At 71.3% G+C, this 14,690-nt stretch carries 17 protein-coding genes; 6 read left to right on the top strand and 11 right to left on the bottom strand.

Annotated elements, in window-relative coordinates; all coding sequences use genetic code 11:
• Positions 1 to 25: 25 nt before the first annotated feature.
• The 4 genes from ACIRB4_RS22280 to ACIRB4_RS22265 form a co-directional block, all read right to left on the bottom strand.
• The gene (locus tag ACIRB4_RS22280; RefSeq protein WP_403293674.1) at positions 26 to 1,297 is read right to left on the bottom strand and encodes an aspartate kinase; all 1,272 of its coding nucleotides are present in this window, start codon (positions 1,295 to 1,297) and stop codon (positions 26 to 28) included.
• Between the two features lie 283 nt (positions 1,298 to 1,580).
• Complete coding sequence (locus tag ACIRB4_RS22275) at positions 1,581 to 2,243, bottom strand: DUF5063 domain-containing protein (protein ID WP_403293673.1); 663 nt, start codon at positions 2,241 to 2,243, stop codon at positions 1,581 to 1,583.
• Positions 2,244 to 2,299: 56 nt separating this feature from the next.
• A complete protein-coding gene (gene recR / locus ACIRB4_RS22270; RefSeq protein ID WP_356888252.1) occupies positions 2,300 to 2,899 on the bottom strand; it encodes a recombination mediator RecR in 600 nt (199 codons plus the stop codon).
• 162 nt (positions 2,900 to 3,061) lie between these two features.
• Positions 3,062 to 3,397, bottom strand: coding sequence for a YbaB/EbfC family nucleoid-associated protein (locus tag ACIRB4_RS22265; protein WP_356888579.1), 336 nt, complete (start codon positions 3,395 to 3,397; stop codon positions 3,062 to 3,064).
• Positions 3,398 to 3,664: 267 nt separating this feature from the next.
• On the opposite strand from ACIRB4_RS22265, the gene ACIRB4_RS22260 reads away from it, so the two are divergent.
• Positions 3,665 to 4,372: an SLATT domain-containing protein gene (locus tag ACIRB4_RS22260; RefSeq protein WP_403294011.1), complete on the top strand. Its 708-nt coding sequence runs from the start codon at positions 3,665 to 3,667 to the stop codon at positions 4,370 to 4,372.
• A 147-nt stretch (positions 4,373 to 4,519) separates the two neighbouring features.
• On the opposite strand, the gene ACIRB4_RS22255 is transcribed toward ACIRB4_RS22260, so the two are convergent.
• The 3 genes from ACIRB4_RS22255 to ACIRB4_RS22245 form a co-directional block, all read right to left on the bottom strand.
• Positions 4,520 to 5,170, bottom strand: a complete 651-nt coding sequence (locus ACIRB4_RS22255; protein ID WP_403293670.1) for a hypothetical protein — start codon at positions 5,168 to 5,170, stop codon at positions 4,520 to 4,522.
• A gap of 123 nt (positions 5,171 to 5,293) precedes the next feature.
• Positions 5,294 to 6,016, bottom strand: coding sequence for a GntR family transcriptional regulator (locus tag ACIRB4_RS22250; protein WP_403293668.1), 723 nt, complete (start codon positions 6,014 to 6,016; stop codon positions 5,294 to 5,296).
• 100 nt (positions 6,017 to 6,116) lie between these two features.
• A complete protein-coding gene (locus ACIRB4_RS22245; RefSeq protein ID WP_403293666.1) occupies positions 6,117 to 6,506 on the bottom strand; it encodes a DUF6463 family protein in 390 nt (129 codons plus the stop codon).
• Between the two features lie 63 nt (positions 6,507 to 6,569).
• On the opposite strand from ACIRB4_RS22245, the gene ACIRB4_RS22240 reads away from it, so the two are divergent.
• Positions 6,570 to 7,193, top strand: coding sequence for a TetR/AcrR family transcriptional regulator (locus ACIRB4_RS22240; protein ID WP_403293664.1), 624 nt, complete (start codon positions 6,570 to 6,572; stop codon positions 7,191 to 7,193).
• Positions 7,194 to 7,281: 88 nt separating this feature from the next.
• On the opposite strand, the gene ACIRB4_RS22235 is transcribed toward ACIRB4_RS22240, so the two are convergent.
• Complete coding sequence (locus ACIRB4_RS22235; RefSeq protein WP_403293663.1) at positions 7,282 to 8,643, bottom strand: aspartate aminotransferase family protein; 1,362 nt, start codon at positions 8,641 to 8,643, stop codon at positions 7,282 to 7,284.
• A gap of 166 nt (positions 8,644 to 8,809) precedes the next feature.
• Here ACIRB4_RS22235 and ACIRB4_RS22230 point away from each other — a divergent pair, with 166 nt between their 5' ends.
• From ACIRB4_RS22230 to ACIRB4_RS22220, 3 genes are all read left to right on the top strand, one after another.
• Complete coding sequence (locus tag ACIRB4_RS22230) at positions 8,810 to 9,418, top strand: DJ-1/PfpI family protein (RefSeq protein ID WP_403293662.1); 609 nt, start codon at positions 8,810 to 8,812, stop codon at positions 9,416 to 9,418.
• The gene (locus ACIRB4_RS22225) at positions 9,415 to 9,870 is read left to right on the top strand and encodes a MarR family winged helix-turn-helix transcriptional regulator (protein ID WP_403293660.1); all 456 of its coding nucleotides are present in this window, start codon (positions 9,415 to 9,417) and stop codon (positions 9,868 to 9,870) included. The genes ACIRB4_RS22230 and ACIRB4_RS22225 overlap by 4 nt, the downstream gene beginning before the upstream one ends.
• 171 nt (positions 9,871 to 10,041) lie before the next feature.
• A complete protein-coding gene (locus tag ACIRB4_RS22220) occupies positions 10,042 to 10,329 on the top strand; it encodes a hypothetical protein (protein WP_403293658.1) in 288 nt (95 codons plus the stop codon).
• A 68-nt stretch (positions 10,330 to 10,397) separates the two neighbouring features.
• Here the strand turns inward: ACIRB4_RS22220 and ACIRB4_RS22215 are convergent, their stop codons facing one another.
• The 3 genes from ACIRB4_RS22215 to ACIRB4_RS22205 form a co-directional block, all read right to left on the bottom strand.
• A complete protein-coding gene (locus ACIRB4_RS22215) occupies positions 10,398 to 11,285 on the bottom strand; it encodes a glycoside hydrolase family 19 protein (protein ID WP_403293656.1) in 888 nt (295 codons plus the stop codon).
• 98 nt (positions 11,286 to 11,383) lie between these two features.
• Positions 11,384 to 11,923 carry a MarR family winged helix-turn-helix transcriptional regulator gene (locus ACIRB4_RS22210; RefSeq protein WP_403293654.1) on the bottom strand — a complete coding sequence of 180 codons (540 nt, stop codon included), beginning with the start codon at positions 11,921 to 11,923 and terminating at the stop codon, positions 11,384 to 11,386.
• A gap of 97 nt (positions 11,924 to 12,020) precedes the next feature.
• The gene (locus ACIRB4_RS22205) at positions 12,021 to 12,965 is read right to left on the bottom strand and encodes an NADP-dependent oxidoreductase (protein ID WP_403293653.1); all 945 of its coding nucleotides are present in this window, start codon (positions 12,963 to 12,965) and stop codon (positions 12,021 to 12,023) included.
• Between the two features lie 172 nt (positions 12,966 to 13,137).
• Between ACIRB4_RS22205 and ACIRB4_RS22200 the strand changes: the two genes are divergently transcribed.
• Positions 13,138 to 14,658 (top strand): substrate-binding domain-containing protein, encoded by a 1,521-nt coding sequence (locus tag ACIRB4_RS22200; RefSeq protein WP_403294009.1) that lies wholly within the window; start codon positions 13,138 to 13,140, stop codon positions 14,656 to 14,658.
• The last annotated feature ends 32 nt before the right edge of the window (positions 14,659 to 14,690 follow it).

Below are 14,690 nucleotides of genomic sequence, written 5' to 3'. Positions count from 1 at the left end.
CGGCACGTCAGCGGCCGCGACCACGTCACCGGCCGGTGCCGCCGTAGACAACGGCCTCGTCCGAGTCGCTGTCGAGTCCGAAGGCGGTGTGGACGGCCGTCACGGCGTCGTTGACGTCGTCCTGGCGGGTCACGACCGAGATGCGGATCTCGGAGGTCGAGATCAGCTCGATGTTCACGCCCGCGTCGGACAGCGCCTGGAAGAAGGAGGCGGTGACGCCCGGGTTCGTCTTCATACCGGCGCCGACCAGGGAGATCTTGCCGATCTGGTCGTCGTAGCGCAGCGAGTCGAAGCCGATCGCGCCCTTCGCCTTCTCCAGGGCGTCGATGGCCTTGCGGCCCTCGGCCTTGGGGAGGGTGAAGGAGATGTCCGTCAGACCGGTGGAGGCGGCGGACACGTTCTGCACGATCATGTCGATGTTGATCTCGGCGTCCGCGACGGCCCGGAAGATGGCCGCCGCCTCGCCCGGCTTGTCCGGCACGCCGACAACGGTGATCTTCGCCTCGGAGGTGTCGTGGGCGACACCGGAGATGATGGCCTGCTCCACCTTGCGGTCCCCTCGCGGTTCGTTGCTGACCCACGTACCCTGCAGCCCCGAGAAGGACGAGCGGACGTGGATCGGGATGTTGTAACGGCGTGCGTACTCGACGCACCGGTGCAGCAGCACCTTGGAGCCGGAGGCGGCGAGCTCCAGCATGTCCTCGAAGGAGATCCAGTCGATCTTCTTCGCCTTCTTCACCACGCGCGGGTCCGCCGTGAACACACCGTCGACATCGGTGTAGATCTCGCAGACCTCGGCGTCCAGCGCGGCGGCGAGCGCCACGGCCGTGGTGTCGGAACCGCCACGCCCCAGCGTGGTGATGTCCTTCTTGTCCTGGCTGACGCCCTGGAAGCCGGCGACGATCGCGATGTTGCCCTCGTCGAGGGCGGTACGGATCCGGCCCGGCGTGACATCGATGATGCGCGCTTTGTTGTGGACCGAGTCGGTGATGACACCGGCCTGGCTGCCCGTGAACGACTGGGCTTCGTGGCCCAGGTTTTTGATCGCCATGGCCAGCAGGGCCATGGAGATCCGCTCTCCGGCGGTCAGCAGCATGTCGAATTCACGCCCGGCAGGGATCGGGGATACCTGCTCGGCGAGATCGATCAACTCGTCCGTCGTGTCGCCCATCGCGGAAACCACGACGACCACCTGGTGGCCGTTCTTCTTGGCATCCACGATCCGCTTGGCGACGCGCTTGATGCCTTCGGCATCGGCAACGGAGGAGCCTCCGTACTTCTGCACGACAAGGCCCACGTGCGCTCCTCGCTCGGTCTCTGCCGCAGTCATCACTGCGGTCGGCTCAGTTTAACGAGCAGCCCGGAATCGCCGACCGTATATCACATCCTGAGATGTCCCGCTCAATCAGTGATCTCGGCCGGTCGCCCGGACTGCCCGTGGTCGACTCCCTGCCCCAGGGGCGGCGCGGTACGCGGAGTTGTGGGAGGGGTCACATGGCGGGTGGGCGCTCCCCGGCCTCCACGCCCGCGCTCAGGCGTCGCCCGTCGACGCTCTGCCGAGATGGGCAGGAGGGTTCCGTCTACTTCTTCAGCGTCCCGAGGCCCAGCGGGCCCGCGATCTCCGCCGCCATGACGCGGCCCGCCTCCTCCGCGAGGTCGTCCTCCGTCAGGTCCTCGTCCGTGTCGAGCCCGTCCAGCGCGGCCAGCGGCTGGTCGAGGCGGACGTGGGAGACCAGCGACTGCAGGGCGCGCAGGGTCCCGGAGGCCGTCGGACCCCAGTTGGAGAAGTACGAGAACTGCCACCACCACAGGGCCTCGCTCGTCCGCCCGGCGCGGTAGTGGGCCAGGCCGTGGCGCAGATCCATGACGATGTCGGCGAGGTTGTCGGAGATCCGGCACGGCACCGGCGCCTTGCGCGGCTCGTACGGGTCGAAGACCTCCGAGAACACGTCCACCGGCTCCAGCAGCGCCGCGAACCGCATACGCAGGTCGTCGACGTCCAGGTCCGGGCCCGTGTCCGGCTCGTAGCGCTCGTCCGGGACGATGTCCTCGTGCGCGCCGAGCCGCCCGCCCGCGAGCAGCAGCTGCGAGATCTCCAGGAGCAGGAACGGCACCGCGCTGTCGGGCTCGTCGCCCTTGGCGACTTCCGTGGTGGCCACGATGAAGGACTCGATCGAGTCGGCGATCTGGACCGCGAAGTCGTCCGGGTCCTGCATGATGGAGTGCAGCGTGGGGTCAGACATCGAGGGTGCCTCCCTTGAGCTCACGAGCGAGCGCACGAGCCGTGTCGGCCCTGTCGTCATACATCTAGCAGGCGCCGCCCCTCGAAGGCACGGCCGAGGGTGACCTCGTCGGCGTACTCCAGATCGCCGCCGACCGGCAGGCCGCTCGCGAGACGCGTGACCTTCAGTCCCATGGGCTTGATCATCCGCGCCAGGTACGTCGCGGTGGCCTCGCCCTCCAGGTTCGGGTCGGTCGCCAGGATCAGCTCGGTGACCGTGCCGTCCGCGAGCCGCGCGAGCAGCTCCCGGATGCGCAGATCGTCCGGGCCGACGCCCTCGATCGGACTGATGGCGCCGCCGAGCACGTGGTACCGCCCGCGGAACTCGCGCGTCCGCTCGATCGCCACGACGTCCTTCGGCTCCTCGACCACACAGATGACGGACAGGTCCCGGCGCGGGTCGCGGCAGATGTTGCACTGCTCCTGCTGCGCCACATTGCCGCAGACCGCGCAGAACCTGACCTTCTCCTTGACCTCCAGCAGCGCGTGCGCGAGCCGGCGTACGTCGGTCGGCTCGGCCTGGAGGATGTGGAAGGCGATCCGCTGCGCGCTCTTGGGACCGACGCCGGGCAGCCTGCCCAGTTCGTCGATGAGGTCCTGAACCACGCCTTCGTACAACGGAACGCCCTTCTCGGGTCTGCTTGATTCTTACGGTAGTGGCTGAAGCGACGCCTTAGAAGCCCAGGGACAGCGCGGGGACGCGAGCCAGGGCTCAGCGGCCTCAGCGGCCCGGGGACACGAGCGCGCGGCTCAGAAACCCCGGGGACACGAGCGCGGGGCTCAGAAGCCCAGGCCCGGCATGCCGCCCAGGCCCTGGGTCAGCGGGCCCAGCTTGGCCTGCTGCAGCTCCTGGGCGTTGTCGTTGGCGGCCTTGACCGCGGCCACGACCAGATCGGCCAGCGTCTCGGTGTCCTCCGGGTCGACGGCCTTGGGGTCGATCACCAGGCCGCGCAGCTCACCGGAGCCGGTCACCGTCGCCGTGACCAGGCCACCGCCCGCCTGTCCCTCGACCTCCGTCGCGGCGAGCTCCTCCTGGGCGCGCGCGAGGTCCTGCTGCATCTTCTGGGCCTGCTGGAGGAGCTGCTGCATGTTGGGCTGACCACCACCGGGAATCACGGTCACTCCTGGCATTTCGACGACTGATGTTCGGTACGCCGAGCCTACGTGGTCCCCGCGCGGGCCGCCGCCACAACTCTTTCGAGTGAGAAACTGCGGGCTCCTCTACCTGATCAAGACCCTCTTGCGGGCGGAAAACCCGGGATTCCGGGCCCACAGCCCACCATTCGGCGGTAGGAAGGGCAGGCACCACGTGCACCGCATGTCACAGAAGGACACGAGCGCTGAGCTGAACAGAGGAGTCCCCCGGTGAGCCAGCAGCCGGAGATGCAGCCGCCGCCGGGGCAGCCCGAGGGGCCGGTCCGCCGCGATCTGACCGGGACGCCCTTCCCGCTCGGCGACTGGGGCGAGCCCGCGGAACGGCTGGACGAGCTGTACCGCTGGGTCGAGTCCCAGGCGCTTCGCACGGCGGAGTGGTATCTCTCCGACCGCGTCTGGAAGCGCCGCTGCGCGCGGGCGCTGCGGCTCGGTACGGCGCTGGGCGTCATCGCGGGCGCCGCGCTGCCGCTGCTCGACCTGACGGAGGTCGCGGACGGGGCGGCGGCGTGGGGGTACCTGTCCCTGCTGCTCGGCGCGGCCTGTGTGGCGTGCGACCGGTACTTCGGGCTGACGTCCGGCTGGATGAGGAGCGTGGCGACGGCGCAGGCGGTGCAGCGCAGACTGCAGACGCTGCAGTTCGACTGGGCGTCGGAGAGCGTCCGCGAGGTGCTCGGGCCGACGGAGGGGACCGCGAGCGAGGCGGCGGAACGGTGCCTGGGGGTGCTGCGGCGCTTCTCGGAGGACGTGACGGAGCTGGTACGGGTGGAGACCGCGGACTGGATGGTGGAGTTCCGCTCCGGCCCGTCGCCGCTGGCCCTCCAGTCGGTGGCCACCCCCGCGCCCCGCCAGGAGGCCGGCCAGCCGCCGGCCCGCTTCCCGCTGCCGCCGGGCACCCGCCCGAACATGCCGAGGCAGCGCCCACCGGAGCCACGCTGACCGACGCCGGGCCGCGCCCCCGAGCCACGTCGACCGACGCCGGGCCGGGCGACCACGGCCGGAGCCGCGCTGAACGTGCCGCGCGGGCCGTGGAGGGCGGCGAGGGTTGAGACGCGCCCTCCACGGCGCAGGTCAGCCGAGGATGAGTCAGCTGAGGATGATCATCGAGCCCTGTCCGAGGCTCCGGGTCGCCGCCGCGTGCAGGCCCAGCCACACATGGCGCTCCCGGGCGAACGGACTGTCGTCGTACGGAATGGGTCCCGCCGGTTCCTCCAGCTCGGTCGGCCGCTCCGGTGGCAGCGGCGCGGCCGGCGGGTTGGCCGGGTCGATCCCGATCGCGGGCGCGACGAACTCCAGCTCGCGCAGCAGCCCGTGCGAGGACCCGAGCGGGCCGCCACCCTCCAGGAGCTCGTCGTTGGAGAGCGGGGCAGGGAAGTCCACGGGGACGTACGCACCGGCGTGGTCGTAGTGCCAGACGAGGTGGGACTGCTGAGCGGTCGCCTCGAACATCTCCAGGAGCTGTTCGTAGTCCCCACCCAGCTCGTCGACCGGTTCGACCGGCAGACCGCAGATCCGCAGCAGATACGCGCGGCGCAGGAAGTGCAGGGCGTCGTAGTCGAACCCGGCGACGGGCGCCACGTCACCGGAGAGCCCCGGCATGTAGGCGAAGACGGGCACGGTGGGCAGACCGGACTCGGTGAGGGCCTTGTCGTAGGCGGCGATCTCTTCGGCGAAGGGATTGTCGGGGCTGTGGCACAGCACGTCGACAAGGGGGACCAGCCACAGGTCACAGGCCAAGGGAGGCTCGCTCTCCGTCAGTTGCAGGGACGGCCAGGGTAGTCGGCGCGGTCCGCGTCGCACACCCGCTGGTGACCTGCCCCCCGTCGCCCCCGGTCAACCCGCCATCCCGGTCCGGCTGGCTCAGCGCCGTGCCGCCCGGCCGCCGCCGGGCCGCTCCAGCCGGTCCGCCCACTCCAGCGACTGCGTGTTGTACGCCTGTACGACGGCGACCGCCGCCTCCGGGTCCCCGAGCGTGATCGCGTCGACCAGGTCCACGTGGCCGCTCCACAGCCAGCCGCGCAGGTCCGGGTCGGCGCGCAGATAGGGCACGGAGAAGACCCAGGCCTGGATCCGCAGCCGGTGGAGGAAGTCGGCGATGTAGTCGTTGGCGGACACCAGCCGGCCCAGCTCGCGCCAGTAGCGGATGTCGTAGCCGATGAGGATGTCCAGGTCCCCGGCGCGGGCCGCCCGCGCGGCCGCCTCGCCCCGGCGCCGTACGGAGACGAGCGCGACCCCGATCCCCACGTCCGGCACGGCGGCCGTGAGCGGTGCCGTGGCGGGCGCGTGGCGCCGGAAGATGCCGTCGACGACGAGCATGCGGGCCTCGACCATCCCGCGGTAGTCGTCGACGGAGAACTCGTGGACGCGGAAACCGCGGTGCTGGTCGGAGTCGAGGAGCCCCTGCGCGGACAGGTCGACGAGCGCTTCGCGTACCGGCGTCGCCGACACCCCGTACTGCTCGGCGATCTGCTTGACGGTGAACTCCTCCCCGGGCTGGAGACGCCCGGCGAGCACCTCGTCACGCAGCGCGTCCGCGATCTGCTGCCGCAGGGTGTTGCGGGTGACAGCTCCGCTCGCGGGCATGATGGTCGGCCCCCTCCGTCCGGTTCGGGACACCCTAGTCCAGAGCGCTGACAGGCCGGCCGGATCGCCACCCGGCGCCTTCGGGCCCGTGACCGCCCCGCTACCCCGCCTTCGGGCTCGCGACCGCCGTCTTCCGGCGGATCAGCATCACCGCCGGGACGAGGACCAGCGGCATCGGTGTCGGTACGACCACCACCGCGCAGACGGCACCCCACAGCGCGAGCCCCCAGCCGATGGAGCGCGGCACCGGCACGCCCGTCTTTCCGAGGTACGAGACCAGAAGCCCGAGGAGCAGCAGGGGCAGGGCGAAGCTGCCCAGCGAGATCCAGAAGGCGCTCGCCGCGCCGGACGGCTCGAAGAACGCCTCCCCCTTCAGGAACCACATGGCCCCGCCGAACCAGTCGTCGACGCGCCCGGCGCTCCTCGCCAGGAGCAGGACGAGATGCAGCGTGCCGAGAAAGACCAGGATGCGACCCGCGAGAACGACCATGACCGTGCTCCCCCACTTTCGAAACCGACGGTTTCGGAACTATCGGTACCGTAACATGAGGTCATGGCAGCCGGAACAGGACGACCACGGGACGCTCGGGTGGACGCGGCGATCCTTCAGGCCACCCGCGAACTCCTCGCCAGGGACGGGTACGCCCGGCTCACCATGGACGCGGTGGCCGAGCGCGCCGGGGTCGGCAAGGCCGCGATCTACCGGCGCCACGCCACCAAGCAGGAGATGGTCTTCGCCGCCACGATCCATGCGGCGGAACCCCTCGATCCGGCCGACACGGGCAGCCTCGTCGGCGACGTCACCGCGCTCGTCGAGGAGATCGCGGTCACGATGAGCAGCCCGGCGTCCTCCGCCGCGGCGCTGGGGCTGCTGGCGGACATGAGGCCGGACACGAGCCTGGGGGCCCGTTTCCGCGAGCGGTTCCTCGTCGGTGAACTGGCCGGTGTCGAACGGCTGCTTGACCGCGCGGTCGCCCGTGGCGAGCTTCCGCCACCCCCGGACCGCCCGGACGTCCACGTCGTCCACGCCCTGGTGACCGGGCCGATCTTCACGATGCTGTTCCTCCAGCACCGGGACCCGCTGGCGATCGCGGGGCGGTTGGGCGGTTTGATCGCGGCGGCGCTGACCGGGGGCGGATCCGGATCCGGGACCGGGACCGGGACCGGGACACGCTAGGCCGAGTCCGGGTACGGCGAAGGGGCCGCCCGGAACGCACTCCGGACGGCCCCCGGCCACTGGCGCCTCTTGAAGGCGGTCTACGCCGTCACACCGTGTACTCGTCGGCCACGCTCAGCGCCGCGTCCAGGGCGGCGAGGCCCTCCTTGACCTCCGCCTCGGAGACGTTGCAGGCGGGGACGGCATGGGTGCGGTTCATGTTGACGAAGGGCCACAGGCCGTTCTTCTTCGCCGCCGCGCCGAAGGCCGCCATCGGGGCGTTCGCCTCGCCGGCCGCGTTGTACGGCACGAGCGGCTCGCGGGTCTCCTTGTCCTTGACGAGTTCGAGCGCCCAGAACACGCCCAGGCCGCGCACCTCGCCGACCGACGGGTGGCGCTCGGCGAGTTCGCGCAGACCGGGACCGAGGACGGCCTCGCCGATGTGGGCGGCGTGCTCGACGACCTTCTCGTCCTCCATCACCTCGATGGTGGCGACGGCGGCGGCGCAGGCCAGCGGGTGCCCGGAGTAGGTGAGCCCGCCCGGGTAGGGCCGCTTGTCGAACGTCGCGGCGATCTCGGCGCTGATGGCGACACCGCCGAGGGGGACGTAACCGGAGTTCACGCCCTTGGCGAAGGTCAGCAGATCGGGCACGACGCCGAAGTGGTCGGCGGCGAACCACCTGCCCGTACGGCCGAAACCGGCCATGACCTCGTCGAGGACGAGGACGATCCCGTACCTGTCGCAGATCTCGCGGACGCCGGCGAGGTAGCCGGGCGGCGGGGTCATGATGCCGGCGGTGCCCGGGACGGTCTCCAGGATGATCGCGGCGATGGTGGCGGGACCCTCGAAGGCGATCGTGTCCTCCAGGTGCGCGAGCGCCCGCTCGCACTCCTGCGCCTCGGTGGTGGCGTAGAACGGCGAGCGGTAGAGGAACGGCGCCCAGAAGCGCACGACGCCCGCCGAGCCGGTGTCGGACGCCCAGCGGCGCGGGTCGCCGGTGAGGTTGATCGCGGTGGAGGTGGCGCCGTGGTACGAGCGGTAGGCGCTCATGATCTTGGGGCGGCCCGTGTGCAGGCGGGCCATCCGGGCGGCGTTCTCGACGGCCTCGGCGCCGCCGTTGGTGAAGAAGATCTTGTCCAGGTCGCCCGGGGTGCGCTCGGCGATGAGGCGTGCGGCCTCGGAGCGTACGTCGAGGGCGAAGGCGGGCGCGAAGGTGGTGAGCTTCGCGGCCTGCTCCTGGATGGCGGCGACGATCTTCGGGTGCTGGTACCCGACGTTGGTGTAGACGAGGCCGCTGGTGAAGTCGAGGTAGCGGTTGCCGTCGTAGTCCCAGAAGTACGAACCTTCGGCGCCGGCGACGGCGAGCGGGTCGATCAGGCCCTGGGCGGACCAGGAGTGGAACACGTGCGCACGGTCGGCGGCCTTCACGGCCGCGCCGGCCTGGGGGTCGGGTTCGACATGAGGGGTCATGGCGCCAGGGTAAGTACGCGCAGGTCGGAGCGGCCATGGCCATCTTGTCCACCGAGACCCGGGGGGACCCGACACGTTGCCGGGCCGTCTCGCCATTGACAGTATTCTGTCGACATGACAGCCTTCTGTCATAAGTGAACGGCATCCACACGAGCAGGAGCCCGTCATGGCCCGCACCGTCCACCTCGCCGTCTACGACACCCTCGCCGACTGGGAGCCCGGCCACGCCACCGCCTGGCTCGCCCGGGCGGGACACGAGATCCGCACCGTCGGGGCGACCACGGACCCCGTCGCCACCATCGGCGGGATGCGGATCGTCCCCGACCTCGCCCTGGAGGAGCTCCGGCCCGAGGACAGCGCGCTCCTGATCCTGCCGGGCGGCGACCTCTGGGACACCGGCGACGACCTCGCCCCCTTCGCGGCCGCGGCCCGCCGCTTCCTCGACGCGGGCGTCCCCGTGGCGGCCATCTGCGGCGCCACGGCGGGACTGGCCCGCGAGGGCCTCCTCGACGACCGCGCGCACACCAGCGCCGTCTCGTTCTATCTGGCCGCGACCGGTTACAAGGGCGGCGAGCACTACGTCGACGCGGACGCGGTCACCGACAAGGGCGCCGACGGCGCCGGCGACCTGATCACGGCGGGACCGACCGAGCCGGTGGCCTTCGCCCGCGAGGTGCTCGGACGGATGGGCGCCTTCGAGGGCGCCCGGCTGGACGCCTGGTACCGCCTGTTCCACGACTCGGACCCGGCGGCGTACGAAGAGCTCAACGCATGAACCGCGCGCAGCGGGACGCCCTCACCCGCACGGCCCTCGGCGTCTTCCGCCTGAACGGCCAGTTCCTCGCCGTGTCCGAGGAGCTGGCCCGCCCGGTCGGCCTCACCGCCGCGTGGTGGCAGGTCCTCGGAGCCGTCCTGCGCGAACCGCAGCCCGTCGCCGGCATCGCACGCACCATGGGCATCACGCGTCAGAGCGTGCAGCGCGTCGCGGACCTCCTCGTGGAGCGTGGCCTCGCCGCGTACGAGCCCAATCCGGCCCACCGCCGCGCCAAGCTCCTGACCCCGACGCCCGAGGGCCGGGCGGCCGTCGAACGCCTCGCCCCGGGCCACGCGGCCCTGGCATCCCGCCTCGCGGACGCCCTCGGCGGCCAGGAGCGGTTCGAGGAGACGGCGCGGGTGCTGGAGCGGCTCTCCAGGGCGCTGGACGAGATCGGGGCGGATCACCAGTAGGTGACGACGGCTTCCCGGACAGGTGCGAGCGGCGTCCGGGACGCGGTCGTGCGTGTCCCGGACAGGTGAGGGGCTTTCGCCCGTTCCCGTCCGGCGGCCAGAGTGGCGCCGCGTCGGGCCCCGGAAGGCCGGGGCCCAAGCGACGGAGGAGTCCTCAGCATGATGGTTCGCATGTTGTTCGCGAGCGCGGGGGTGGGTGCCCTGCTCGCGATGAGCGCTATGGCCGCTCCCGCGTCGGCCGCGCCGGGACAGGCGTCGGTGACCGATGTCGTGATCATGTCCTGCCCACCCCCGCCGACCTCACCGACGCCCCGTGCGGGCTACCGCTGCCTGTCGTCGTACGGCAGCGAGGCCGAGTGCGGCGCCGGCGTCCGGCGTCACATCGCCGCCACTCCCGCGACCTCGGGCTACTGCCAGAGGAGCGGTGGTAGTTGGTGGGGCTTCGTCAACACGTACTGACGAACACGGCGGTTCCCGGGACCTCTGCCGAGGGCCCGGGAACCGAGTGGCGTGCGTGGTCGTGGGGCTCAGCAGTACAGGTTCGAGCCCGTCGGGACGCCCAGGAGCTGGGCGAACTGCTGGTACTTGGTCACCCGGCTCTGGACCTGGGCCGGGTTCTTGCCGTCGCACTCCAGCGCGCCGTTGATCGAGCGGATCGTCTGGCCGAAGCCCGCGCCGTTGACCATGGCGTTGTGGCCGGTCATCGTGCCGGGGCCGTTCTGGGTGTTCCAGTACCAGAGGCCGGTCTTCCAGGCGACGGCCGCCTCGCGCTCGACGCGGTAGGGGTTGTTGAGGAGGTCGATGCCGAGGGCGTCACCGGCGGCCTTGTAGTTGAAGTTCCAGGAGAGCTGGATCGGGCCCCGGCCGTAGTAGGCGGCCTGGCCGGCGGGGCAGCCGTAGGGCCGGCCGCTGTCGCAGTAGTGGGGGTAGTTGGCGGTGTTCTGCTCGACGATGTGGACCAGGCCGCCCGTCTCGTGGCTGACGTTGGCGAGGAAGGCCGCGGCCTCCTGCTTCTTCACGGTGTCGCCGCCGGTGTTGGCGAAGCCCGGGTAGGCGCTGAGTGCCGCCGTCAGGCCGCTGTACGTGTAGAAGGAGTTCCGGTTCGGGAACATCTGGTTGAACTGCGCCTCGCTGACGACGAATCCGGAGGGGGACGGAGGCGGCGTCGTACCACCGCCGCCGCACGCGCCCTCGTCACGCCAGACGTCGGCGGTGCCGGGACGTTCGTTCTGCGTCCACCACTTCGCGTACCAGTTGCGGCCGTTGTACGAGGCGGTCATGCCGCCCGTGTAGACGCTGGAGGAGTTCCAGCCCGCCACGCACGCGGGAGCCGCGCCCGCGTGGACGGGGAGGAGTACGGCGAGACCGATCGCCGCACAGAGGGCGGCCATGAGAGTGAACAGGCGTCGCGGCATGCGCTCGTCCTTCCGTGGGGGGAAGGCCAGACAAGCGTCTTTGGTCTGGACCTGTCAAGGTCTAGACCAGATTCCGTGACACGCGTGGCCGGGTGTGCTCAGCGGTGCAGCATCCGCTCCAACAGCCCTGTCAGCACGGCGCGTTCGGCCCGGGACAGCGGCTCAAGCAACTCGTCCTGGACCTCGGCGAGGATCCGGTCGAGGCGTTCGAGGTGCTCCCGGCCCCGCGCGGTGAGCGTGACGACGTTGCGGCGGCGGTCCTCCGGGTCCGGCGTGCGCTCGACGTGGCCGCGTTCGGCGAGTTCGTTGATGACGGCGACCAGGTCGCTGCGGTAGATGGCGGTACGGCGGCTCAGGCCGGCCTGACTGGTCGGGCCGAACTCGTCGAGGGAGACGAGCACCGCGTAGTGCCACTTGCGGGCGTCCTCGCCCGCGAGACCCGCGCTGACGAGACGGTCCGCCCGCGCGGCGGTCAGGGCGAGCAGCCGGCTCGGCAGCGCGCGAAGGCGGGCCGGGGTCTGCCGCTCGTCCGTCTCACGGGCGTCGTCCGCCCCGGGCGCATCGTCCGTCTCAGGGGCGTCGTCCGTCTCAGGGGCATGGTCCGTCTCTGGGGCACCGTCCCCGCCCTCTGCGGTCATGTCGCGAATCATGCCGCGCAGAGTACCCGTGGGTACCCGTGCTGTTAGTGGTCCGAACGAAGCCTGCGCGTACGCCTGGAGCGCCGGGACCCTCTCCTCAGATCAGCAGCACCAGCCGGCCCGGCCGGTGGCCCGCCTCCACCCTGCGGTGCGCCTCCGCCGCCTCCTCCATCGGCATGACGTCCGCCACCCGCGTCATCAGCTTCCTGGCCGCCACCTGCTCCAGCATCTCCTTCAACCGCGCCTGGTCCGGCCTGCCCCGCACCGCCGAGACCGAGATGCCCCGCTCGGCACCGGGCATCCGCTCCTGCGAGGCCGAGACGAAGACGCCGTCGTCCTTCAGCGCCGACAGCAGCGGGGCGCCGATCAGCGCCGCGTCGAAGATGCCGTCCACGCGTTCCGGGAGGGACGTGAGCACGCCCGTGACCACGGCCGGCGGCGCGCCCCGGGGCACGGGCATGACGTGCGCGGCGCCGAGCACACCGAGTTCGTACTCGTCGCCCGGGAGGCCGAGAGCGATCACCCGCAGGCCGTCCGCCACCGCGTGCTGCACCGCGAACCGCCCCACCACTCCGCTCGCACCCGTGATCAGCACGGTCGAGCCCGAGGGGAGCCCCAGCTGGTCGACCGCCTGCCGGGCCGTCACGGAGGACAGCGGCAGCGACGCCGCCGCGGTGTAGTCCACGTCGTCCGGGATCGGGGCGAGCCACTCCGGCTCGGCCAGGATGATCTCGGCGTACGTGCCATGGCCACCCGTCTCCATCCAGGGCACGAACCCGGCCACGCGGGTTCCCGCCGGCATTCCGGGCGCCGGGTCGAGGAGGGTGCCCGCGAAGTCGGAGCCGAGGACGAACGGCGGAGCGAGGGCGTCGAGGGCGTCGGCCCGCGCGCCGGAGCGGATCTTCAGGTCCTCCTGGTTCACGGAGGCCGCCTTCAGCCGCACCCGTACCCGGCCCGGGACGTCGCCGGGCTCCGGCTCCGGCCGGCGGGCGATCCTCAGGACCTCAGGGCCGCCGTAGGCGGTCACTTCGACGACACGCATGGGGTTCCTCTCCGACGGGCCCCCTCGTGGCCATTACACCCACGCTCCCCAGCCCCAGCAACAGAAGCGCCGCCACCTGAAGGAAGGAAGAATTCCCGGTGGCGGCCCGCGACACCGTCCCTGGGGGCGCGGAAGCGTCCGTACCGTCGCGGCCATGCAGTGGATGACCGCCATGGAGTGGATAACCGCAGAGAACGTCATCGCCATGGTCACCGCGCTCATCGGTGTCCTCGTCTCGGCGGGTGTCGTCGCGTACGAACGCTTCATGCAGCGGGGCAGACGGCTCGGCTACCGCGTGCAGCTCAACACACCCCTTCGCGACGGTGACCAGACCGTCGGAGACCTGACCGTGCGGGTCGGCGAGGTCGGGGGCACCGAGGGCTCCACCCTCGTCCTGCTCCGGATCGAGAACGACGGCCTGCGCGACATCAGCCACGCGGACTACGACCGTTCCGACGGGTTCGAGGGGCTCAAGGTCACCTTCGACGACAAGACCGTGCAGGCCGTCGTCGCCACCGTCCCCCAGGCCTTCGAGCGGGTGAAACGCCACCTGGAGGCGGAGCCCGGACTGCGCAGGGAGGGCAACGCCGTCCTGATGCCCAAGGTGTCGCTCGGGCGCAAGCAGTACTTCAAGCTGCTCGTCCTGCTCTCCGGCCGGGTCGCCCTCGACGAGATCGAGCTCACCGGCACGCTCAGGGAGACCGACATCCACCGCAACCACAGCCGGAGCGTGGACGACAGGACGCCGACGTTCAGCCCCGCGGCCCGCAACATCGCCCTCGTCCTCGCCGCCTGCGTGGTCACCCTCGCCGCGATCATCGTCCGCGACGAGACCCCGCCGCCCATGGGCTGCGCCCGCGGCACGCTCACCGTCACCGGATCGACCGCGTTCGCCCCCGTCGTACGGGATCTGGCGGAGAAGTACGAGCAGCAGTGCGAGGGCGCCACCGTCATCGTCGACGCGCACGGCTCGACGGCGGGCATACGGGAGCTGGCCGCGGCCGGGGCCGGCAGCGGGAAGGGCTCCCCGGCCGTCATCGCGCTCTCCGACGGGCGCAAGCCGGGCGGCTACCCGCAGCTGCGCGAGAGCATGGTCGCCGTCTCCCTCTTCACCCTCGTCCTCAACGACGACGTGCCGGTCGAGAACCTCTCCCTCGACGACGTCCGCCGCCTCTACCGGGGCGAGATCACCGACTGGAGCCGGCTCGGCGGCCCCGCCCGGCGGGTCCTGCTGGTGAGCAGGGACGCCAACTCCGGGACGCGCGAGGTCTTCCAGCGCCGGGTGCTCGGCCGCAACGAGCCCGCGAACTCCTCGCGCGACTGCGAGAACCAGGACGACCCGGAGGCGCCCGTCCTGCGCTGCGAACTCGACAGCACCGAGCAGGTGCTGTCGACGGTCGCCCGGCTGCCCGGGGCCATCGGCTACACCGAACTGCGTGCCGCGAGCGGCCTGAAGGGCCTGCACCGGGTCGCCATCGACGGCCGGGTGCCGAACGTGGACGAGATCGGCGAGTCGACGTACCCGTACCGGGAGATCGAGTACGCCTACACCTGGGGGCAGCCGCCGGCCGACTCGCTGACCGCCGGCTTCCTCACCTATATGAGCCGGGGCGGCGGCCAGGACATCATCCGCACCCACGGCCATCTGCCGTGCGCCACGCCGAAGGGCCTGCGGATCTGCGGTGAGGACTGACCGGCGGGAGACGGCGGGGGCGAGAACCGGCG

This window comes from Streptomyces sp. NPDC093600, from assembly GCF_044764755.1.
Lineage (GTDB): Bacteria > Actinomycetota > Actinomycetes > Streptomycetales > Streptomycetaceae > Streptomyces.
The sequence above is the reverse complement of the archived record's forward strand: the minus strand, read 5'-3'. Positions and strand labels throughout refer to the sequence as shown.